Genomic DNA, 21,776 nt, shown 5'->3' on the forward strand with positions numbered 1-21,776 from the left:
CGAGAGCGGGTTTGCGAGCGGCGTGCTTCGCGCATAACAGGCGTCATGCCCGTAGAGATCGAACAGTTCCATGCCATCGCCATCAGCCGGATCGCGCATGCGATGAAGGCCGAAGGCGCGAGTATCATCCATATGGAGTTCGGCCAGCCCTCCACCGGCGCGCCGGCGGCGGCGATCGCGGCGGCGCATCATGTCCTCGACAGTGATGGCATGGGCTATTGGGAGAGCATGCCGCTCAAGCAGCGGATCGCGGCGCTGTATGGCGAGGCTTATGGCGTCGACGTCGATCCTGAGCGGATCATCCTCACCTGCGGCGCTTCTCCGGCGTTCGTATTGGCGCTATCCTGCCTGTTCGCGCCCGGCGCGCGCGTGGCGCTGGCGCGGCCCGGCTATGTCGCATACCGCAACACATTGAAGGCGCTGCATCTGGAGCCGATCGAGCTGGCGTGCGGCGATGCCGAGCGGTTCCAGATCAGCGCCGCGCAGATTGCCGCGCTGGAGCCCGCGCCCGATGGCGTGATCCTCGCCAGCCCCGCCAATCCCACCGGCACGATCATCGCGCCCGAAGAGCTGGCCGCGATCGCCGAGGTCTGCGGGCGGCGCGGGATCGCGGTGATCTCGGACGAGATTTATCACGGACTGACCTACACTGGCCCCGCGCAATCGATGCTTCAGCATTTGGGCGATGCGCTGATCGTCAACAGCTTCTCCAAATATTACAGCATGGCGGGCTGGCGACTGGGTTGGCTGGTGGTGCCGGAAGCGCTGATCGGCGCGGCGCGGGCGCGGATGGGCAATCTGTTCCTGACGCCGCCATCGCTGGCGCAACATGCCGGGCTGATCGCGATGGACGAGCGGGCGGAGCTAGAGGGACACATCGAGACCTATCGCCGCAACCGCGCGCTGCTGCTGGAGGCGCTGCCCGCGCTCGGTCTGCGCCGCATCGCGCCGCCCGATGGCGCTTTCTATATCTATGCCGACATCGGCCATCTTACCGACGACAGTCTCGCTTTCTGCGGCGCCCTGCTGCGCGACACGGGCGTCGCCACCGCGCCGGGTGTGGACTTCGATCCGGTAGAGGGGCGGCGCTTCATGCGGTTCAGCTTCGCGGTTTCGACGCCGCTGGTGGAGGAAGCGATCCGGCGGATGACGCCATGGTTTGCCGTGCTCAACAAGGAGGCCGCCGCGTGACCGATACCCGCACCGAAAGCGACAGCTTCGGCCCCATCGAAGTCCCGGCAAGCGCCTATTGGGGCGCGCAGACGCAGCGATCGATCGAGAATTTCCCGTTCGGCGCGCAGGAGCGGATGCCGATCGGGATCATCCATGCGCTGGCGATCGTGAAGCAGGCGGCGGCGCGGGTGAATCGGGCACACGGGCTGGATGCCGAACTGGCCGATGCGATCGAGGCCGCGGCCGCTGCAGTGGCGGCGGGTGAGCATGACGATCAGTTTCCGCTGGTGATCTGGCAGACGGGCTCTGGCACGCAATCGAACATGAACGTCAACGAGGTAATCGCGGGGATCGCCAATGAGGCGTTGACCGGCCAGCGTGGCGGCAAATCGCCCGTCCATCCCAACGATCACGTCAATCAGGGCCAGAGCAGCAACGACAGCTTCCCCACCGCGCTGCACATCGCCGCCGCGCTGGCTTCGCGCGATCGGCTGATGCCCGCGCTGGAGCGGCTGGAGGCGGCGCTGCTCGGCAAGGCGAGGGCGTGGGATCCTATCGTCAAGATCGGCCGCACCCATCTGCAGGATGCGACGCCGCTGACGCTGGGAGATGAATTCTCGGGCTATTACACGCAGATCCGTCTCGCCCGCACCCGCATCTGGCCGATGGTCGAGCATGGCCTTGCCAGGTTGGCGCAGGGCGGCACGGCGGTGGGGACGGGACTCAATGCGCCCGAGGGTTTCGCCGTCGCGGTGGCGGCGGCGATCGCCGATATCACCGGCTTCGCCTTCGAGACCGCGCCCAACAAGTTCGAGGCCTTGGCGACGCACGACACGCTCGTCGATTTCCACGGGCGGCTGAATTCGCTGGCGGTGGCGCTGACCAAGATCGCCAACGATATCCGCCTGCTCGGCTCCGGCCCGCGCTGCGGCCTCGGCGAACTCAGGCTGCCCGAGAATGAGCCCGGCAGCTCGATCATGCCCGGCAAGGTCAATCCCACCCAATGCGAGATGCTGACGATGGTCGCCGCGCAGGTGATGGGCAACAATGTCGCGGTCACGGTCGGCGGGATGCAGGGGCATCTGGAGCTCAATGTCTTCAAGCCTTTGATCGGCGCCAACGTGCTGCGCTCGATCGATCTGCTCGCCACCGGTATGGAGAGCTTCGCCGAACGCTGCGTCGAGGGGATGGAGGCGGACGAGGCGCATATTCGCGATCTGCTCGATCGATCGCTGATGCTCGTCACCGCGCTCGCGCCCGAGATCGGTTATGACAATGCGGCGAAGATCGCCAAGCATGCGCATCATGAGGGGCTGACGTTGAAGCAGGCGGGGCTGGCTTTGGGGTTGGTCGATGAGGCGACGTTCGATCGCGTGGTGCTGCCGGAGACGATGCTGGGGCGCGACCCGTAACACCGTTCGCCCTGAGCTTGTCGAAGGGCCGTACTTCTTCATCCACCTTTACAAGAAGGACGACCGTTCGACAGGCTTAGGGCGAACGGATCAAATCATTCGTTCGGTTGCGGAACCGAAACGGCGGGCGAACGTCCTGCTTTCAGAACTTTTTGGGAGGCAAAAAATGATCGGTAAGTTGATCGGCGCGCTGGTAGGCGCGGAAGTCGAGCGCAAGCGCCAGCAGAGCGGGCTCAAGGGCGCGATCATCGGCGCGATGGCGGTCGGCGTGATGCGCCGGATGGGGCCGATCGGCCTTGTTCTGGGCGGCGCCTATGTAGCGAAGAAGGCTTTTGACCGCAACAAGGAAACCGCTGCGGCCTAGCGCATCCGGCGCTCGGGGCCACCCGTGATCAGCCACAGTAAAAGTGCCAGCCAGGCCGCATAAACCACGGCGAGCGCGGTGATTTCCAGAGTGTGCATCGAACGGCTCCTGATCTTCGCCTGTCCTTATGACCGCCTCCTCTTGCAGCCGCGTGTCACGGTTCGTCGCTTCTGCAACACGCATGTTGCCTGAGCTGAGCGACCGGCGCGGCGAGCGGCGAGGCTTGACCGAGGGGGAGAGACGGCTCGCCGCGTCCATCTTCGGCACCGCGCTCGATCCTCATGCTGTCGAGGTGCGGCGCTGGGCGTGGTGGGCGCTGCAGGGGCGCGAATGGGTGATGGCCCCGGCGGGCCATCTGCACTTTCATGCCAAGGGCAGCGGCTGGTCGGCGGATTTCGCAGCCGAGAGCGTGCCGCTGCAGGCCTTCTTCCTGCATGAATTGACGCACGTCTGGCAGCATCAACGTGGCGTGAACCTGATCCTTCGCCGCCACCCCTTTTGCCGGTATCGCTACCGGCTGGAGCGCGGCAGACGCTTCACCGATTACGGCCTTGAGCAGCAGGGCGAAATCGTCCGCCACGCGCATCTGCTGCGGCACGGCTATGCCGTGCCGGGCAATCCGCCGCGGGCTGCCTATGAGGCACTGCTCGCCGATGCCTTCGCCAAGCCCTTGCGCGCGGACCCGCGTTCAGCTTGGAGCAAGTGGATCGGGCGCTTTGGCGCGCGACTTCGGGGCGTGAGGGACTAAGGCCATGTGCGGCATCATCGGCATCGTCGGCAAGGAAGAGGTGTGCGGGCGGCTGCTCGCCGGTCTGCGCCGGCTGGAATATCGCGGCTATGATTCGGCGGGCATCGCCACCGATCATGACGGCATCATCGATCGCCGCCGCGCGCCGGGCAAGCTCGATAACCTTGCCGCCGTGCTGCACGAGAATCCGCTCCCCGGCACCACTGGCATCGCCCACACCCGCTGGGCAACGCACGGCGCGCCGACCGAGGATAACGCCCACCCGCACGCCACCGAGCATGTCGCGCTGGTCCACAACGGCATCATCGAGAATTTCAAGCCGCTGCGCGAGGAGCTGCAGGCGCGCGGCCGCGTCTTCAAATCGCAGACCGATACCGAAGTGGTGGCGCATCTCGTCTCCGAGCAGATCGAGCAGGGGGCCGAGCCCGCCCAGGCGGTGTCTACAGTGCTCAAGCGGCTGCACGGCGCGTTCGCGCTGGCGATCCTGTTCCGCGAGCATCCCGATCTTCTGATCGGCGCGCGACTCGGTTCGCCGCTGGTGGTCGGCTATGGCGATGGCGAGACCTATCTCGGCTCGGACGCGCTCGCGCTGGCGCCGCTCACCCAGCGCATCTGCTATCTCGAAGAAGGCGATTGGGTGATCATCACCCGCGAAGGCGCGCAGATCTTCGACAAGAATGATCAGCCTGTCGAACGGCCGATCACGATCAGCGGCGCGACCGATATCGCGCTGACCAAGGGCAATCACCGCCACTTCATGCTCAAGGAGATTTACGAGCAGCCGATCGTCGTCGCGCAGACGTTGCGCGCCTATCTCCGCCGGCTGGAAGGCACGCTGGCGCTGCCGACCGAAGATTTCGATCTGGCGAGCGTCAAGCGCGTTACGATCGTCGCCTGCGGCACGAGCTTCTACGCGGGCCTCGTCGCCAAATATTGGTTCGAGCAATTCGCGCGTGTCCCCGTCGATATCGATGTCGCCAGCGAGTTCCGCTACCGCGCGCCGGTGCTGGAGGAGGGCGGGCTCGCGCTCTTCATCAGCCAGTCGGGCGAGACCGCCGATACGCTGGCGGCGCTGCGCCATGCGCGGGCCGAGGGGCAGAAGATCGCGGTGGTGGTCAACGTGCCGACCTCGACGATGGCGCGTGAGGCCGATTTGCTGCTGTCCACGCACGCCGGCCCCGAGATCGGCGTCGCCTCGACCAAGGCCTTCACCTGCCAGCTCGCGGTGCTGGCCGCGCTCGCCGCCAATCTCGCTCGCGCCAAGGGGCGGCTGTCGCCTGATGAAGAGCGCGCGATCGTCCGTCACCTGTCCGAAGCGCCCGCCGCGCTCAATGGCGCGCTTGCTTACGACGAGGCGATCCAGGAGATGGCGCCGATCATCGCCGCCGCGCGCGACGTGCTCTATCTCGGCCGCGGCCCCGATTATCCGCTGGCGATGGAGGGCGCGCTCAAGCTCAAGGAAATCAGCTACATCCATGCCGAGGGCTATGCCGCCGGCGAGATGAAGCACGGCCCGATCGCGCTGATCGATGAGAATGTGCCGATCATCGTCATCGCCCCCTCCGGCCCGCTGTTCGACAAGACCGTGAGCAATATGCAGGAGGTGCAGGCGCGCGGCGGCAAGGTGGTGCTGATCAGCGACTATGACGGCATTCAGGCGGCGGGCGACGGCTGCGTCGCCACGATCACCATGCCGAAGGTCCATCCCCTGATCGCGCCGCTCGTCTATGCGGTGCCGATCCAGCTCCTCGCTTATCATGTCGCCGTGGCCAAGGGTACGGACGTCGATCAGCCGCGCAATCTGGCGAAGAGCGTCACGGTGGAGTGAATATCCTCCCCCTGGCGGGGGAGGAATGGATCGCCGATCAATACGTTATTTGACGCCTCGCCGTTCGTCATGGGCACGCCGCACGCTGCTGCGGCGCAGCAGGGGGCTGGACGATGAGCGAAGCGGGATTTGGGGCGCCGACGCGGCGGCAGTTATTGACCGCAGTCGGCAAGATCGGCGGCACCGCCGCGCTTTATCAGCTCATGACGACCATGGGGCATGCGGCGGAAACCCAGTTCAGCGGGCCGCCCAACCTCAGCGGTGCGCGCAAGGGCGCGTCCGTTATCGTGCTGGGCGCGGGCCTCGCCGGAATGCTCGCCGCTTATGAGCTGACAAAGGCCGGCTATAAGGTTCAGATCCTCGAATATCAGCAGCGCGCCGGTGGTAGAAACTGGTCGCTCTACGGCGGCGATACCTACACCGATTTAAGCGGCGCGACCCAGCATGTGAAGTTTGCCCCGGGCAATTACCTCAACCCCGGCCCGTGGCGCATCCCGCACCATCACCGCACCCTGCTCCACTATTGCAAGGCGTTCGGGGTGAAGCTGGAACCCTTCATCCAGTATAACCACAACAGCTTCGTCCATCACGAGAAGGCGTTCGGCGGCACACCCCAGCGCTTCAAGGCGCTCGCTGCCGATTTCGAGGGCAATGTCGCCGAGCTGCTCGCCAAGTCCATCGATCAGAAGGCGCTCGATCAGGCACTGACCAAGGAAGACCGCGAGAAATTGCTGGAGGCGCTGCGCGAGTGGGGGATGCTCGATGCGGACATGAAATATGCCAAGAACCTGAAATCCTCGAGCCACCGCGGCTATGATCGGCCGCCCGGCGGCGGCGTCCCCGGCGCGCCGACGCCGTCCGATCCGTTCGCGTTCGGCGAGGTGCTCGACAGCCATATCTTCACCAACATGGCGTTCTTCATGAACGACGAGATGCAGACCACCATGTTCCAGCCCGTCGGTGGCATGGGCATGATCGGCAAGGGCTTCCAGAAACAGGTCGGCCAGATGATCACGCATGGCGCCAAGGTCAGCAAGGTGATGCAGGACGCCTCGGGCGTAACCGTCACCTATACCGATATGCCGGCCAATATGGTGCGCACCGCCAAGGCCGATTATTGCGTCTGCACCATCCCGCTAGGCATCCTCAATCAGATCGATATTAACGTGAAGCCCGCCAAGAAAGCGGCGATCGGCGCGGTGCCCTATTCGGGCCAGGTCAAGATCGGGCTCGAGATGAAGCGCCGCTTCTGGGAGGAGGATGAGGCGATCTATGGCGGGCATAGCTTCACCAGCCAGGATATCGCGCTCGTCTCCTATCCCAATTACAATTATTTCCAGGATGGGCCGGCGGTGCTCCTCGGCTCCTTCGCCAACGGCATCGGCGCCTACAAATTGGCGGGGATGACGCCCGAGCAGCGCATCGAGGCGGCGCTTGCCCAGGGATCGGTGTTCCACCCCGAATCCTATCGCAAGGAATTCCTCTCGGGCGCATCGGTGGCATGGCACCGCAATCCCTGGACGCTCGGCTGCTGCGCGCGCTGGACCGAGGAGATGCGCGCCGCGCATTATCAGACGCTTGTCGAGGTCGACGATCGCATCGTGCTCGCGGGCGAACATGCTTCCTATATCGGCTGCTGGATGGAGGGTGCTTTGCTGTCGTCGCTCGACGCCATCACCCGGCTCCACAAACGCGCGCTGGAGGCCTGACATGCGGAAGACCTTGATCCTCAGCCTCGCGCTGCTCGCTGCCGCTCCCGTGATCGCGCAGCAGGCGAGCAAGACCAATGCGCCGGTGATGGGCGGCGACAGCACCGGCTCGGCGACGCACTCGACGCTGCCCGCCGATGGCGAGGGCCTGTATCGCGGCGTCTGCCAGAGCTGCCACATGCCCGATGGCAAGGGCGGCACCGGGGCGGGGACGATTCCCGCGCTCGCCGGCAATCCGCGCCTCACCTCGTCGGCCTATGTCATCCTGATGGTGGGGCAGGGGCGCGGCGGGATGCCGGGCTTTGCCGATTTGATGACCCCCGCGCAGATCGGCGAGGTCGCGCGCTACGTCTGCACGCATTTCGGCAACAGGTGCCAGGGTGACGCCTCGCCCGAGACGGTAAAGCGCGTGCTTGCGTCGATCAGCCACCGGCCGGCGTAGGTACGCTCACGGAACAATCCCCGCCGTGATACGATGGCTTGGTATGAGCGACGACAAGCACGATTACGCGCACGATCTGGCCCGCCTCCAGCTGGCTCTGGTCAACACCCAGATCGCTACGGCCAAGAGTGGCGAACGCACGGTGATCCTGTTCGAGGGCCGCGACGGCGCAGGCAAGGACGGTTCGATCAAGCGGATCACCGAGCATCTTTCCAACCGCGCCACGCGCGTGGTGGCGCTGCCCAAGCCATCGGATCGCGATCGCACGAGCTGGTATTTCCAGCGGTACGTCGCGCATCTGCCGGCGGCGGGCGAAATGGTGATCTTCAACCGCAGCTGGTACAATCGCGCCGGCGTCGAGCGCGTGATGGGTTTCTCCACGCCGGCCGAGCAGGAGGAATTCCTGCGCGACGCGCCCAATTTCGAGCGGATGCTGGTCGAAAGCGGGATCAAGCTGATCAAGCTGTGGCTCGACATCTCGAAGAAAGAGCAGAAGGAACGGCTCGATGCACGGCGCAAAGACCAGCTGAAGGCGCTCAAGGTCTCCGATCTCGATGCGGTCGCGCAGAAGAAGTGGAACGATTACTCCAACGCGCGGGATGAGATGCTGCTCCAGACGAGCAGCCCGATCGCGCCCTGGATTTGCGTGCGCGCCAACCACAAGAAGCCCGCGCGGCTGGCGATCATCGCGCATATCCTCCACCGCATCGCGCCGCCCGAGATCGCCGCCAAGATCGCCGCGCCGGAGCCCGAACGCCTGTTCCCCTTCGATCGCGAGGCGATCAGCGACGGTCGGCTGTATCGATAGCCGCAGTTCCCCTCCCTGGAAGGGAGGGGTTAGGGGTGGGTGGATCAGAAGCGAGCGCTCCGATGGAGAGCAACCCACTCCCAGCCCCTCCCTTCCAGGGAGGGGAGCAAAATCACCCTCCCGCGGGCCGTTGGAAGGGCCTCGGCGGCAGTTGCGTGAACAATTTGCGGATGCCGATCCGGAACGTCCGCCCGGCCGGATCGAGATAGGCCGATTGATAGCGGATCGGCGTATCCCCGAATGCATCGCGGATATGCTGGCGCGTATCGAACAGGTTGGTCAGCGAGAAGGTGACGCGCAGATTGCGCGCCCAATCCTTGCCGATGAAGCGCGGCATCTCGCCGATGTTGAAGAAGCTGCGCAGGTTGAGCGTCGCCAGTGATGAGAAATGCAGATCGCCGGTCGAACTGCCCGGCGCCGCATCCACGGTGGTGCCGCTCTGCCAATTGCCTTCCAGCCGCGCGCCGATGCCGTTGTTGGAATAGCCGAGCTGGGCCTGCACCTGGTGCGCGGCCTGGCCGCCGCCCGACGTGATCGATCCGCCGTGGAGCAGATCGATCACCGGCACGCCGGGACGGATCAGCACGCGGTCCTGGATCGTCCAGGTGTGATAGAGCGCGATCTGAATGCGCCCGCCGGCATTCTGGCGGAAGCGTTGCGCGCCGCCACCGCCGCCGCGCCCGAACCCACCAAAGCCGCCGCCGCCAGGGCCGAAACCGCCGCCGGGACCGCCACCTGGTGGCCCGCCAAAACCGCCTCCCGGCCCACCGAAGCCGCCACCGCCGGGCGGTGGACCACCCGGAGGCGGCCCGTCACCGGGCGACGGGGGCGGCGGGCCGCCATCTGGTGGCGGGGGCGGAGGCGCATCTCCGCCACCCGGCGGGCGCGGGAAGGCGCCGCCGAAGCGTGCCTGCATCGCCTTACGGAATGCCGCGACCACCGCAGGCGATGGCTTCAACGGGATCGAGAAGGTGAAGCCGCTGCGCAGCGATTGCGTATCCTCGCGATCGAAATTGACCGGGCGGCTGTCGACCGAGGTGAGATCGCCATCGGCATCGCGCACGAATCGTTCGGGGAAGGCGCCTTCGATCGCCGCCGTCGGCTCGGGCAGCGTTGCGATCGCATCGCGGATGCGGCTCTTCACATAATTGATCGTCACGTTGAGATCGGATTTGGCGAGCGGCTTGAACTGCACGCCCAGCCGGATCACGGTGCGATCGTCGTTGGTCAGGTTGCGATTGCCGCCGCTGATCGAAATGACGTCCGCGGTTACGCCCTTCTGCGCATCGAACACGCGCGTCTGCGCGGTGACCAGCAGGGGATTGCCGAGCTGTGCCACGGTCGGCGCGCCCTGATCGTTGGTATAGGATCCGATGAAGGTGAGGTTGGCGATCGGCGACCAGTTGATGCCGCCGCCCCAGGTGGTGAGCGTGCCGAGATCGGAGAGCTGATTGACGGCGATATTGGCGTTGGCGGTCAGCTTGCCGAGAAAGGGCAGCACGTCATTGGCTTTGCTGGCGATGGGCAGATCGACGTTGAGCTGGAAATTGCCCGCCTTGCGCGACAGGCTCACCGTCTGATCGAGGTTGGCGCGGTGCGAGGAGGAATCGATCGCGGTGAGCGTGCCGCCGATCTTGATCGTCGAGCTCGCGTCCCCGGCGGGCAGGTGGAACAGCTTGCCGTTGCTCACCATCTGCGTATTGGCGGTGTTGGTCACGGATCGCGCGCGATCGGTCAGCAGTCCACCCAGCGCGCCGGTAAGATCGCCATTCGGGTTAAGCGTCGGGTCGCGCGCCGTCAGCCGCGCCTGGATGGCGCTGCTGTCATATCCCGTTTCGCTCGCGGTGCGGCTGTCGCCATGATCGTAATTGCCGGTGAAGTTCCAGCGCCACTTGGCCGAGAAATTGCCGTTGGCGCCGATACCGAGATGTTCGGTGAGCGAACGCACCCGCTGGCCCAGCGCGTCGGTGCCGAACGTACGATCCACCGTTCCGCCCGCCGGCAAGAACGGGTCGCCCGCGGGCACCACCAAGGATGCCGAGGGTAACCCCTGCAGCGCATTGCTCTGCGAGCCGGTGATCGTGGCGTTGACCGTCGCCGAAACGCCACCCAGCGCGCGGGCGTAGACCGTGTTGAGCGTCTCGGTCCTAGTCGTCGGACTGAGGGTGCGATAGGGACTGAGATCGATGCCATCCGGGGACATCGAGGTCAGCCCGCGCTGGCTTTCCAGCAGCCGATCGGTCTGGTTGTAACGACCGTCGATGTTGACGCGATTGTCGCCCTGGATGCGGAAGAGATCGGCATTGGCGTCGCCGCCGGTGCCGCCGCCTTCGGTGGTCGTTCCGCCGTTGACCGCGCCGGTCATCGATCGGAAGCGGCGGCGCAGCACGATGTTGACCACCTTCTGATCGGCGGAGAAGCCATATTTGAGCGCGACCTCCTCGGGCAGGATTTCGGCGCGCAGGATCGCCTCGGTCGGCACGTCACGGATTTCGGCGAAGCTCGAGATGCGCTTGCCGTTGAGCAGCACCGCCGGCGCCTCGCCACCGCGCCCGCGCACGCTGGTGGTCTGCGGGGCGAGCTCATCGAGCAGATCGGAGACCGAATTGACGCCATAAGCGCGGATGTCGGCAGGGTTGAGCGTCTGCTCGGGCGGAATGTCGCCGATCACCGAGCCCGGCGGCTTCTGCCCGCGTACGACGATCTCGTCATCGGCATCGGCGGCCATATCGGCGGCGGCCTTGGCGGCCTTAGCCGCGGGCTTGGTCGGCGTAGCTTGGGCCAGCACCAGCGTCGGCAGGCTGGCGGCAAGGAGAAGGATGAATCGGAACGTCATGTTCGCGCCCCTACCGCAATAAGGCGACGAAAAATGTCTGCCTTGCAATATGCGCCGAGCGCGTGCGGTGCGCGATACGATCTTCGGATGGGGCTGGCATTTTGGCAACGAAGCTGAAAAGCTGTGGGCTATGAAACCGCGATCACGCGGACTGGGGATGTGCAGCAATGACATTGGAAATGGATCGGCGGGATGTGATCGCCACCGCACTCGTACTGGCGGCGGCAGGCGGCGGCGTCGCCCATGCGGCAACGGGCGCGGGCGAATCAGCCGCCGCCTGGGATCTCACCGAAATCTATCCGACCGGCGCGGCCTGGGATGCGGACCGTCAGGCACTCGCCGCGCTGATCGAGAAAGCGGGCAGCTATAGGGGCAAGCTCGGCACCGATGCCGCGACGCTGCGCGCGGCGCTGCAGGCGCAATCCGATGCCGCGCTCAAAGTGTCACGGCTGTACACTTACGCCAGCCTCAAGGCCGATGAGGATGTGCGGATCGCGCCCAATCAGGAGCGCAAGCAGATCGCGATGGACCTGTACGGCAAGTTCGGCGAAGCGATCGCTTTCACCTCGCCCGAACTTTTGGCGGTCGGCAAGGCGAAGGTCGAAGGCTTTCTCGCCGCCGATCCCGGTCTCGCCAAGTTCCGCTTCCAGATCGAGGATACGCTCCGTCAGGCGCCGCACACCTTGAGCGCCGAGGCCGAGCAGGTCATCGCCGCCACCGCGGTGCCGTTCAGCGCGCCCAGCGACGTGCATCAGCAGCTCACCGCGTCCGATATCCCGAGGCCCACGGTCACGCTCTCGACCGGCAAGCAGGTCCGCCTCGATGATCAGGGCTATACGATGTACCGCGATGCGCCAAACCGCGCCGATCGCAAGCTCGTCTTCGATAGCTTCTGGGCGAGCTACAAGACGTTCGAAAACTCGATGGGCGCCAATATGAGCGGCCAGGTGCGGACCGAAATCTTCACCGCCAAGGTCCGCAAATTCCCGACCGCGCTCGGCGCCGCGCTCTACGGGCCCAATATTCCCGAGGGTGTCTATCGCACGCTCGTCGCGCAGGCCAATGCCGGGCTGCCGCAGTTCCACCGCTACCTCGATCTGCGGCGGCGGATGCTCAAGCTGCCCGATCTCCATTATTACGATATCTATCCCTCACTGGTATCGCTCGATCGCACCTTCACGCTGGAGGAAATGCGCAGCCTGACGCTGGCGGCCACCAAGCCGCTGGGCGAGGATTATGGCGCCACCTTTGCCAAGGCGACCGCGGCGCGCTGGATGGATCCGCGCGCACGCACCGGCAAGGCGGCGGGCGCCTACATGAACCCCGGCGCCTATGAGGTACATCCCTATCTGCTGCTCAATCTCTCCGACAAATATGACGGTCTGACCACCTACGCGCACGAATGGGGCCATGCGATGCACTCGCTGCTCGCCAACAAGGCGCAGCCCTTCGAGACATCGAACTACCCGACCTTCATCGCCGAGATTGCCTCGACCTGCCACGAAATGCTGCTCGCCCGCTTCATGCTCGCCAATGCCAAGACCAAAGAGGAGAAGCTCTTCTACATCGGCCAGCAATTGGAGACGATCCGCGGCACCTTCTACCGCCAGACGATGTTCGCCGAATTCCAGGCGGCGATCCACGATCTCGCCGAGAAGGGGGAGGGCTCGTCCGGCGGGCGCTATACCGAAATCTACCTCGATCTGCTCAAGCGCTATCATGGGCCGAAGATGGAGCTGAACCCCGTCTATGCCGCCGAATGGGAATATATCCCGCACTTCTACGGCGGCTTCTATGTCTTCCAATATGCCACCTCGATCACCGCGGCCAACTATTGGGCCGAGCAGGTGCTGACCGGGGGCGCGGCGGCGCGCGATCGTTATCTTGGCGTGCTGCGCGCGGGCGGATCGGACTATGGCTACGAAATCCTGCGCAAGGCCGGCCTCGATATGGCGACGGCGGCGCCGTATCAGGCGATGGTGGGGACGTTCAGTAAGCTGCTCGATCAGGCGGAGGCACTGCTGGCCTAACCCAAACCCTCTCCCCTTGTGGGAGAGGAGGGGCCCAAGCCGCAGGCTTGGGAGGAGAGGGGGAAGCGGTGTCCTCTCCAAGCTCGCTTCGCTCGCACCCCTCACCCTAACCCTCTCCCACAAGGGGAGAGGGAATCCTGTTGCGCATTGATCTCCGGTCGTATGCGCCCCATGTTCTCGTTGAAGCCGGGATCCTTGCGCCCGGCGCGGAGTATCGATGCTAGAAACTTTCCCCGTCCTGCCGCTGCGCGACATTGTCGTCTTCCCGCAGATGATCGTTCCCCTGTTCGTCGGCCGTGAAAAATCGGTCGCGGCGCTGGAAAGCGCGATGGCGGCCGACAAGAATATTTTCCTGGTCTCGCAGCTCGATCCTTCCGAGGACGATCCCGATGCGAGCGGGCTTTACGATATGGGCGTGGTCGCCACGGTGCTGCAGCTGCTGAAGCTGCCCGATGGTACGGTGCGCGTACTGGTCGAAGGGCAGCGCCGCGCCAAGCTCGAAACCTTGCGCCAGGATGGCAGTCATCTCGTCGGTGACGTCACCGAGGTCGAGGAATTGGTGGCCGACGCCGAGGATAAGGAAACGATCGGGCTGATGCGATCGGTGATCGATCAGTTTCAGCGCTACGCCCGGCTCAACAAGAAGCTGCCCGAGGAATTGCCCGGCCAACTTGCCGAGATCGAGGATGCGGGCAAGCTCGCCGATGCGATCGCCAGCAATATCGCGGTCAAGGTCGCCGAGAAGCAGGCGATGCTCGTCGAGGCGATTCCTGCGCGACGGCTGGAGATGGCGTTCGGCTTCATGGAAGGCGAGCTTGGCGTATTGCAGGTCGAAAAGAAGATCCGCAGCCGCGTCAAGCGCCAGATGGAGAAGAGCCAGCGCGAATATTATCTCAATGAGCAGCTGAAGGCGATCCAGCGCGAGCTGGGCACCAGCGAGGGCGATGAGGGTGGCGACGAGATCGCCGAGCTTACGCAGAAGATCGCGACGCTCAAGCTGAGCAAGGAAGCGCGCGCCAAGGCGACCGCCGAGGTCAAGAAGCTCCGCACCATGGCGCCGATGAGCGCCGAGGCGACGGTGGTGCGCAACTATCTCGACGTGCTGCTCGGCCTGCCATGGGGCAAGAAGAGCAAGATCAAGAAGGATATCGCCGCCGCGCAGGCGGTGCTCGATAACGATCATCATGGCCTGGAGAAGGTCAAGGATCGCATCATCGAATATCTCGCCGTGCAGGCGCGGACCAACAAGCTCAAGGGCCCGATCCTCTGCCTCGTCGGGCCTCCGGGCGTCGGCAAGACCAGCCTCGGCCGCTCGATCGCCAAGGCGACGGGGCGCGAGTTTGTGCGTCAGTCGCTGGGCGGCGTGCGCGACGAGGCCGAGATTCGCGGCCACCGCCGCACCTATATCGGCTCGCTGCCCGGCAAGATCGTCACCAACCTCAAGAAGGCGGGGACGAGCAATCCGCTCTTCCTGCTCGATGAGATCGACAAGCTCGGCCAGGATTTCCGCGGTGATCCCGCTTCGGCTCTGCTGGAGGTGCTCGACCCCGAGCAGAACGGCAAGTTCCAGGATCATTATCTGGAGATCGACGTCGATCTTTCGGACGTGATGTTCGTAACCACTGCCAACTCGTTGAATTTGCCGCAGCCTTTGCTCGATCGCATGGAGATCATCCGGCTCGAAGGCTATACCGAGGATGAGAAGGTCGAGATCGCCAAGGCGCATCTGCTGCAGAAGCAGATCGATGCCCATGGCTTGAAGCCCACGGAGTTCAGCTTTTCGGACGAGGGGCTGCGCGATCTGATCCGTTACTACACCCGTGAGGCGGGCGTTCGCACGCTGGAGCGCGAGATCGCCAAGGTCGCGCGCAAGGCGCTGCGCCGCATCCTCGAGGGCAAGGACAGCCGGATCGAGATCACGCCCGACAATCTCGGCGACTTCTCGGGCGTCCGCAAATATCGCTTCGGCGTTTCGGAGGAAGAGGATCAGGTCGGCGCGGTCACGGGCCTCGCCTGGACCGAGGTTGGCGGCGAGCTGCTGACGATCGAGGCGGTGACCGTGCCCGGCAAGGGCGAGGTCAAGACCACCGGTAAGCTCGGCGAAGTGATGAACGAGAGCGTCCAGGCCGCCTGGTCGTTCGTCAAGGCGCGTGCGCCGGTCTATGGGATCAAGCCGAGCCTGTTCGCCAAGAAGAACATCCATATCCATTTGCCCGAGGGCGCGGTGCCCAAGGACGGCCCTTCGGCGGGCATCGGCATGGTCACGACCCTGGTCTCGACGCTGACCGGCATCCCGGTTCGCCGGGAGATCGCGATGACCGGCGAGGTGACGCTGCGCGGTCGGGTGCTGCCGATCGGCGGGCTCAAGGAAAAATTGCTCGCGGCGCTGCGCGGCGGCATCACCACGGTGCTGATCCCCAAGGAGAATGAGAAGGATCTCGCCGAGATTCCCGACAATATCCGCCAGGGGCTCAAGATCATTCCGGTCGCGCATGTCGATGAGGTGCTGGCGCTGGCGCTGAGCCAGCCGGTGGTGCCGATCGAATGGACCGAGGCGGACGAACTCGCCACCGAGCCGCCGCATCCACCGGCGCCCGAACCGGCAAGCTTCTCGCGCCATTGATCTGAAGGATATCTCCCGGCTCGTAACGATGCCGGGAGGGTCTTGCCCTCGCCGATCGCGTCAATTCGGGCGCGATAATTTCGATCTGTCGCCTAAACGCCGTCTTTGCCTTTGACAGCCGCGTATTCCGCAGTTTTAATGGCTTATCCGCGAAGACGGAAGGGAGAGCGATGAACAAACAAGAGCTGATCGTGGCCGTATCGGAGGCAACCGGGCAGGCCCGTGCCGATGTGGGCCGTATCGTTGAAACAATGCTTTCGATCGTAGGCAACACGCTGCAGCGCGGCGATGAGGTGCGACTCGTCGGCTTCGGCAATTTTTCGGTGACCAAGCGCAAGGCCTCCACCGGCCGCAACCCGCGCACCGGCGAGCCGCTCAGCATCGCCAGCACGGCCCAGCCCAAGTTCCGCCCGGGCAAGGTGCTCAAGGAATTGGTGAACTGACCTACATCCTCCCCATCTGCGATGGGGAGGATTTACAACCCGCTTGCCAGTCCAAGGCCGGCCCGCTATCCGCCCCGTCCGGCGTGGCCTCCCTGCTTAGGGGCGCATAGCTCAGCGGTAGAGCACACCCTTCACACGGGTGGGGTCGCAGGTTCAATCCCTGCTGCGCCCACCACGCCCGCCCGTTCCATTTCCCAACCTTCGTGCTCCGGCGCCTGCCGGAGCGCTGGATCATCATGCGCCGCGCTTGCCGCCACCGCTCCGGCCCGCGCCGAAGCACCGAGGTGCCTAGCGCCTTGATGAAGTCGGCTTTAGGGAAACGGCGAATGAAGGGGCGCGCGTGACCGGTAAGCTGATTGATCGCTATGAGGCCCTGATCGCGGGTGGCGAGCTTCGCCCCGATCCCTGCCAGCGCGAGGTCGCCGAACGGCTCGATCGTCTCGCCGCAGAACTCGAAGCCGCCAAGCCCAAAGGCCTGCTCGCGCGCTTCCGCAAGACGGCGCGGCCGCGCGGGCTGTACATCTGGGGCGGGGTCGGGCGCGGCAAGTCGATGCTGATGGATTTGTTCGTCGCCAGCGTGGACATACCGGCTAAGCGGCGCGTACACTTCCATGCCTTCATGCTGGAGGTCCACGATCGCCTCCGTATCGAGCGGCTGCGCGAGGTGGGCGATCCCATCCAGCCCGTCGCCGAGGCGCTGGCCGCAGAGGCGCCGTTGCTCGCCTTCGATGAGATGGTGGTCAACAATATGGCCGATGCGGCGATCATGAGCCGCCTGTTCACCGCGATGATGGATGCGGGCACGGTGATCGTCGCCACGTCCAATCGCGCGCCGGGCGATCTCTACAAGAACGGCCTCAACCGCCAGCTCTTCCTGCCCTTCATCGCCCTGCTGGAGCAGAAGCTCGACGTGCTGACGCTGGATGGACCAACCGATTACCGGCTGCAGCGCCTTGCGGGTTTCCCGACCTGGTACACGCCGCTTGGGCCGGCCGCGACGCAGGCGGTGAGCCGCGCCTTCTTCCGCCTGACCGATTATCCGCCCGAGGATGCGGTGCATGTTCCCTCCTGCGATATCGCCGTCGGCCATGGTGGGCGGACGCTGCATGTGCCCAAGGCGCTGAAGGGCGTCGGCGTCTTCTCGTTCAAGCGGCTCTGTGCCGAGGCGCGCGGCGCCTCCGATTATCTGGCGATCGCGCATGAGTTTCATACCGTCATCCTTGTCGGCATTCCCGTGCTGGGGTCCGACAAGCGCAACGAAGCGGCGCGCTTCGTGACGCTGATTGATCAGCTCTACGAGCATGGCGTGAAACTGCTCGCCACCGCCGCCGCTGAGCCCGAGCAACTCTATCCCAAAGGCGATGGCGCTTTCGAATTCGAGCGCACCATTTCGCGGCTGCGCGAGATGCAATCGGCGGATTATCTCGGGCGCGGCCACGGTGTGGTTTGATCTGAAAGGCCGCCTCGTTATGGTGCCCAAGGGGTGGCAAGGGATTTGGTTTGTCCGATCGTAGCGTGAGCGGGGCAGGCAGGGGCGTGGGGCTGGCGATCGCGGCCGTGGCCGCTTTGCTGTTTTTGGTGCTGGCCCGGCATTTCGCCGGTCTGCAGAATGTCTGGATCGACGAGAGCACCCAGCTTTCGGGCAGCGCCTTGCCGTTCGCGCGGATGTTCGCCTGGCTCGCCGGCCATTACGAGCCGCTCGGCGTGCCCGGCGATCGCATGCCTCCGGTCAGCTATGCGCTGGATGCGCTGTGCGGGCGGACCGTGTGCGGCGGGGTGATCGCCTATCGCTGGCTGCATATGATCGTCACCGCTGCCGGAATCGCCGGACTGGTGCTGCTGGTGGCGCGCCGTTACGGCTGGGCGGGGGCCGTCGTGAGCGGCGCCTTTCTGGCGCTGACACCCCAGATGCTCGCCACCGGTATCGAGATCCGCGCCTATCCGATCTTCTTCGCGGTGACGGTGCTGCAGCTGTGGCTGCTGTTCGGCCTGATCGAGGCGGAGGCGCTGTCGTGGCGCCGCCTGCTGCCGTTCGCGCTGGCGGGCGTGCTGGCGCTCTATACCCACTTTTTCGGTATCGTATCCAGCTCGGCGCTGTTCACCGGGCTGATCGCGGCGCGCGCGCGGAGTTGGGAAACGCTGATCCGGATCGGCATCGCCTGGGCGCTGGTGCTGGCCAGCGCGGCGGGGATCGCGCCCTTCGTGATGGGGGCGAGCGCGATCAGCCAGGGGGTCGAGAATGCCGGGCCGCCCGGGCTGCACGATCTGCTGCTCTTCGCGGCGCGCGTCGTCGGGCACAGTTCGATGATGCTGCACCCGCTGCTGATGGTGGGGTTCGCGCTGGCGCTGGCCGCGCTGCTGCTGATCGCGCTGATCCGTCTTGCGCCGCCAGTGCTGCGGGCGCTGCGTGCCGTCGCCGATCCCGCCGTCGCCGTGTTCGTGGCTTTGGCCGCGGGGCTGACGGTGACGGTGCTGGCGGCGTTCGTGATCCATGGCTTCAATCCGCTGAAGACCAGCTACAGCATCTGGATGCTGCCGCTCATCGCGCTGCTGATCGGCGCGGCCTGCGCGGGACGCTGGCGGGTGCCGGCGATGGCCGCAGGGGCGCTGCTGATCGCCGCGCTGGTGCCGATGACCGCGCAGTTCGAGGCGCACGGCGACTGGTTCGTCCATGGCCCCGAGCGCGCGATCGGTGAACAGATCGATGCGCCAGGCAGGACCGCAATCGTCTATATCGATGACAATTGGCCCTACGGCTTCTTCCCCTTAGTCTATCGCTATCATGGGCAGCTCGCGCAATATTCGCTGTGGCCCGATGGCAAGCTGCGGCGGATCGGCATGGGCGGCGATCCGCATACGCCGCCGCTCTCGCCGGCCGAACTGCGCCGCTACGATCGGCTGCTGCTCGTGGGCATCGAACTCACGACCTATCATGAGCTTCGCGCGGTCGACGAGGGCGCCGTCGACTCCACGCCACCGCCAAGCGGTGACCTGCTCGGCCCGGCGGCGGGTGGTTGGAATTCGCTTAACACCGTCATAAGATCCGGCGTCTATTGGCTGCGGATGACCCGTTTGCAGAGGACCGACGCCCCTTGAACGCTCCCCTCCGATCGCACGGCGACGTCGGCGAAGGCCTGCCCGCCGAACTCGCGATCGTCGTTCCCGCCTATAACGAGAAATCGAACGTGCCGCTGCTGGTCGAGGCGGTGGCGGCGGCGCTGCCCGATGTGCGCTGGGAGATCGTGTTCGTCGACGATGATTCGCCCGATGGCACTGCGACGGAGGTGCGTCGGCTCGCGCTCGCCGATCCGCGCGTGCGGGTGATCCACCGCTATGGACGGCGCGGCCTGTCCTCGGCCTGCGTCGAGGGCATCATGGCCACTGCGGCGCCGGTCGTCGCGGTGATGGACGCCGATCTCCAGCATGACGAGCGCATCCTGGGCGCGATGTTCGCGCGGCTGGGGCAGGGCGATGTCGATCTGGTCGTCGGCAGCCGCTATGTCGAGGGCGGCGGCATGGGCGAATGGAGCAAGCGCCGCGTCGCGATGAGCCGGTTTGCCACCGCGCTTTCGCAGCGGCTGACACGCACTCCGATCGGCGATCCTATGAGCGGTTTCTTCATGCTCCGCCGCGATATCTTCCTGTCGGCGCTGCCTAATCTATCTTCGGTGGGGTTCAAGATCCTCCTCGATATCGCCGCCTCCACGCCGGAGCCGCTGCGCGTGGCGGAGGTGCCCTACACCTTCCGCACTCGCCAGCACGGCGAGAGTAAGATGGATGCGCTGGTGCTGTGGGAATATCTCCAGCTGCTGCTCGATAAGATGTTCGGCCACATCATCCCGCCGCGCTTCATCGGTTTCGTGATGGTCGGCACGACGGGCGTTATCGTCCACTTCGCGACGTTGTTGCTGCTACGCGAGTTGACCGGCGACAATTTCCGCACAGCGCAGACGATCGCAACCTTGGTCGCGACCTCGAGCAACTTCTTCCTCAACAACATACTGACCTATCGCGATCAGCGATTGAAGGGGATACAGCTCGCGATTGGCTGGCTGACGTTCAACATCGTGTGCAGTGTCGGCGCCCTGACCAACGTAAACATCGCAACCTACCTGTTTGCCAACCATCATACGCTGTGGGTCTCGGCACTGGCCGGGATCGCGGTGACGACGGTATGGAATTACGCGATGTCCTCGATCTTCACCTGGCGGAAGAAGTAGCCGCGCGGCAGTGCGGCATGTTTACTGCCGAGTAGCTTTTTCGGCCAAAGGCGGTTGCCCCTTCGCACTTGCGGCGTTAAGCGGGCGCCGCTGATCCGTGGCCGCGCCTATGTGGCCGCATCCTGACAGTTTTCCCGGCACGATCCGGGGAAGGGTAAACCAGGAAAGGGGGCCAAGTGGCTCGGAAGAAGATCGCGCTGATCGGCGCGGGGAATATCGGTGGCACGCTGGCGCATCTCGCCGCTCTCAAGGAGCTCGGCGATGTCGTGCTGTTTGACGTGGTCGAGGGCGTGCCGCAGGGCAAGGCGCTGGATCTGAGCCAGTGCGGCCCGGTCGAGCGGTTCGATGCCAAGATCACCGGCACCAACGATTATGCCGATATCCAGGGGTCCGACGTCATCATCGTCACCGCCGGCGTCGCCCGCAAGCCGGGCATGAGCCGCGACGATCTGCTCGGCATCAATCTTAAGGTGATGAAGGCGGTGGGCGAGGGCATCAAGGCCAACGCGCCCGACGCTTTCGTGATCTGCATCACCAACCCGCTCGATGCGATGGTGTGGGCGCTGCGCGAATTCTCCGGCCTGCCACACCAGAAGATCGTCGGCATGGCGGGCGTGCTGGATAGCGCGCGCTTCAGCCATTTCCTCGCCGACGAGTTCAACGTCTCGGTCAAGGACGTCAACACCTTCGTGCTGGGCGGCCATGGCGATACGATGGTGCCGGTGCTCGAATATTCGACGATCTCTGGCATCCCCGTCAGCGATCTGATCGCGATGGGGCTTTCCACCCAGGAAAAGATCGACGCGATCGTCAAGCGTACGCGCGGCGGCGGTGGCGAGATCGTGGCGCTGCTCAAGACCGGCTCGGCCTTTTATGCCCCCGCGACCTCGGCAATCGCGATGGCCGAGGCCTACCTCCGCGATCAGAAGCGCATCCTGCCCGCAGCGGCTTACCTGACCGGCCAGTACGGCATCGACGATCTGTATGTCGGCGTGCCCGTGCTGTTCGGCGCGGGCGGCGTCGAGAAGATCATCGAAGTCAGGCTTTCGGACGAAGCCAAGGGCAACCTTCAGGTCTCGGTCGATGCGGTCAAGGAACTGCTGGTGGCGTGCAAGGGCATCGATAGCTCGCTGGCGTGAT

General features: G+C 65.0%; 16 protein-coding genes and 1 tRNA gene. 16 read left to right on the forward strand and 1 reads right to left on the reverse strand.

Going from position 1 to position 21,776, the window contains the following annotated elements:
- The first annotated feature begins 45 nt into the window (after positions 1-45).
- From FHS31_RS01765 to ppk2, 8 genes are all read left to right on the forward strand, one after another.
- Positions 46-1,191, forward strand: a complete 1,146-nt coding sequence (locus FHS31_RS01765; protein WP_167071412.1) for an aminotransferase class I/II-fold pyridoxal phosphate-dependent enzyme — start codon at positions 46-48, stop codon at positions 1,189-1,191.
- Positions 1,188-2,585 carry a class II fumarate hydratase gene (fumC, locus tag FHS31_RS01770; RefSeq protein WP_167071414.1) on the forward strand — a complete coding sequence of 466 codons (1,398 nt, stop codon included), beginning with the start codon at positions 1,188-1,190 and terminating at the stop codon, positions 2,583-2,585. Before FHS31_RS01765 ends, fumC begins: the two co-directional genes overlap by 4 nt.
- A gap of 166 nt (positions 2,586-2,751) precedes the next feature.
- Positions 2,752-2,949, forward strand: a complete 198-nt coding sequence (locus tag FHS31_RS01775) for a hypothetical protein (protein WP_167071416.1) — start codon at positions 2,752-2,754, stop codon at positions 2,947-2,949.
- A 181-nt stretch (positions 2,950-3,130) separates the two neighbouring features.
- Positions 3,131-3,697 carry a vgr related protein gene (locus tag FHS31_RS01780; protein ID WP_243843201.1) on the forward strand — a complete coding sequence of 189 codons (567 nt, stop codon included), beginning with the start codon at positions 3,131-3,133 and terminating at the stop codon, positions 3,695-3,697.
- Between the two features lie 4 nt (positions 3,698-3,701).
- Entirely contained in the window at positions 3,702-5,525 is a 1,824-nt protein-coding gene (gene glmS, locus FHS31_RS01785; protein WP_167071418.1) for a glutamine--fructose-6-phosphate transaminase (isomerizing), read from the forward strand.
- 113 nt (positions 5,526-5,638) lie between these two features.
- Entirely contained in the window at positions 5,639-7,234 is a 1,596-nt protein-coding gene (locus FHS31_RS01790) for a flavin monoamine oxidase family protein (protein WP_167071420.1), read from the forward strand.
- Position 7,235: 1 nt separating this feature from the next.
- Entirely contained in the window at positions 7,236-7,676 is a 441-nt protein-coding gene (locus tag FHS31_RS01795) for a c-type cytochrome (RefSeq protein ID WP_167071421.1), read from the forward strand.
- 43 nt (positions 7,677-7,719) lie between these two features.
- On the forward strand, positions 7,720-8,484 hold the full coding sequence (gene ppk2, locus FHS31_RS01800) for a polyphosphate kinase 2 (RefSeq protein WP_167071423.1): 765 nt from the start codon (positions 7,720-7,722) through the stop codon (positions 8,482-8,484).
- Between the two features lie 112 nt (positions 8,485-8,596).
- Here ppk2 and FHS31_RS01805 read toward each other — a convergent pair whose 3' ends face one another.
- A complete protein-coding gene (locus FHS31_RS01805) occupies positions 8,597-11,320 on the reverse strand; it encodes a TonB-dependent receptor (protein WP_167071425.1) in 2,724 nt (907 codons plus the stop codon).
- Between the two features lie 167 nt (positions 11,321-11,487).
- Here FHS31_RS01805 and FHS31_RS01810 point away from each other — a divergent pair, with 167 nt between their 5' ends.
- From FHS31_RS01810 to mdh, 8 genes are all read left to right on the forward strand, one after another.
- Positions 11,488-13,350, forward strand: coding sequence for a M3 family oligoendopeptidase (locus FHS31_RS01810; RefSeq protein WP_167071427.1), 1,863 nt, complete (start codon positions 11,488-11,490; stop codon positions 13,348-13,350).
- Between the two features lie 217 nt (positions 13,351-13,567).
- Positions 13,568-15,973, forward strand: a complete 2,406-nt coding sequence (gene lon, locus FHS31_RS01815; RefSeq protein WP_167071429.1) for an endopeptidase La — start codon at positions 13,568-13,570, stop codon at positions 15,971-15,973.
- A 170-nt stretch (positions 15,974-16,143) separates the two neighbouring features.
- Entirely contained in the window at positions 16,144-16,416 is a 273-nt protein-coding gene (locus FHS31_RS01820) for an HU family DNA-binding protein (RefSeq protein ID WP_167071431.1), read from the forward strand.
- Positions 16,417-16,516: 100 nt separating this feature from the next.
- Positions 16,517-16,591, forward strand: a tRNA-Val gene (locus FHS31_RS01825).
- 165 nt (positions 16,592-16,756) lie between these two features.
- Positions 16,757-17,866 carry a cell division protein ZapE gene (gene zapE, locus FHS31_RS01830; protein WP_167071433.1) on the forward strand — a complete coding sequence of 370 codons (1,110 nt, stop codon included), beginning with the start codon at positions 16,757-16,759 and terminating at the stop codon, positions 17,864-17,866.
- Positions 17,867-17,916: 50 nt separating this feature from the next.
- The gene (locus FHS31_RS01835) at positions 17,917-19,512 is read left to right on the forward strand and encodes a glycosyltransferase family 39 protein (RefSeq protein ID WP_167071435.1); all 1,596 of its coding nucleotides are present in this window, start codon (positions 17,917-17,919) and stop codon (positions 19,510-19,512) included.
- Positions 19,509-20,636, forward strand: a complete 1,128-nt coding sequence (locus FHS31_RS01840) for a glycosyltransferase (RefSeq protein ID WP_167071436.1) — start codon at positions 19,509-19,511, stop codon at positions 20,634-20,636. Before FHS31_RS01835 ends, FHS31_RS01840 begins: the two co-directional genes overlap by 4 nt.
- Before the next feature lie 176 nt (positions 20,637-20,812).
- On the forward strand, positions 20,813-21,775 hold the full coding sequence (gene mdh / locus FHS31_RS01845; protein ID WP_167071438.1) for a malate dehydrogenase: 963 nt from the start codon (positions 20,813-20,815) through the stop codon (positions 21,773-21,775).
- Position 21,776 lies beyond the last annotated feature (1 nt).

Origin of the sequence: Sphingomonas vulcanisoli (genome assembly GCF_011761305.1) — a bacterium.
GTDB classification, from domain to species: Bacteria; Pseudomonadota; Alphaproteobacteria; order Sphingomonadales; family Sphingomonadaceae; genus Sphingomonas_I; species Sphingomonas_I vulcanisoli.

Bases quoted from the DNA above. Each gene is read 5' to 3' on its own strand.
- ppk2 (WP_167071423.1), top strand. From the start codon at position 7,720: ATGAGCGACGACAAGCACGATTACGCGCACGATCTGGCCCGCCTCCAG.
- lon (WP_167071429.1), top strand. From the start codon at position 13,568: ATGCTAGAAACTTTCCCCGTCCTGCCGCTGCGCGACATTGTCGTCTTC.
- FHS31_RS01820 (WP_167071431.1), top strand. From the start codon at position 16,144: ATGAACAAACAAGAGCTGATCGTGGCCGTATCGGAGGCAACCGGGCAG.
- FHS31_RS01775 (WP_167071416.1), top strand. From the start codon at position 2,752: ATGATCGGTAAGTTGATCGGCGCGCTGGTAGGCGCGGAAGTCGAGCGC.
- FHS31_RS01805 (WP_167071425.1), bottom strand. From the start codon at position 11,320: ATGACGTTCCGATTCATCCTTCTCCTTGCCGCCAGCCTGCCGACGCTG.
- FHS31_RS01795 (WP_167071421.1), top strand. From the start codon at position 7,236: ATGCGGAAGACCTTGATCCTCAGCCTCGCGCTGCTCGCTGCCGCTCCC.
- glmS (WP_167071418.1), top strand. From the start codon at position 3,702: ATGTGCGGCATCATCGGCATCGTCGGCAAGGAAGAGGTGTGCGGGCGG.
- FHS31_RS01780 (WP_243843201.1), top strand. From the start codon at position 3,131: ATGTTGCCTGAGCTGAGCGACCGGCGCGGCGAGCGGCGAGGCTTGACC.
- FHS31_RS01765 (WP_167071412.1), top strand. From the start codon at position 46: ATGCCCGTAGAGATCGAACAGTTCCATGCCATCGCCATCAGCCGGATC.
- FHS31_RS01810 (WP_167071427.1), top strand. From the start codon at position 11,488: ATGACATTGGAAATGGATCGGCGGGATGTGATCGCCACCGCACTCGTA.
- FHS31_RS01790 (WP_167071420.1), top strand. From the start codon at position 5,639: ATGAGCGAAGCGGGATTTGGGGCGCCGACGCGGCGGCAGTTATTGACC.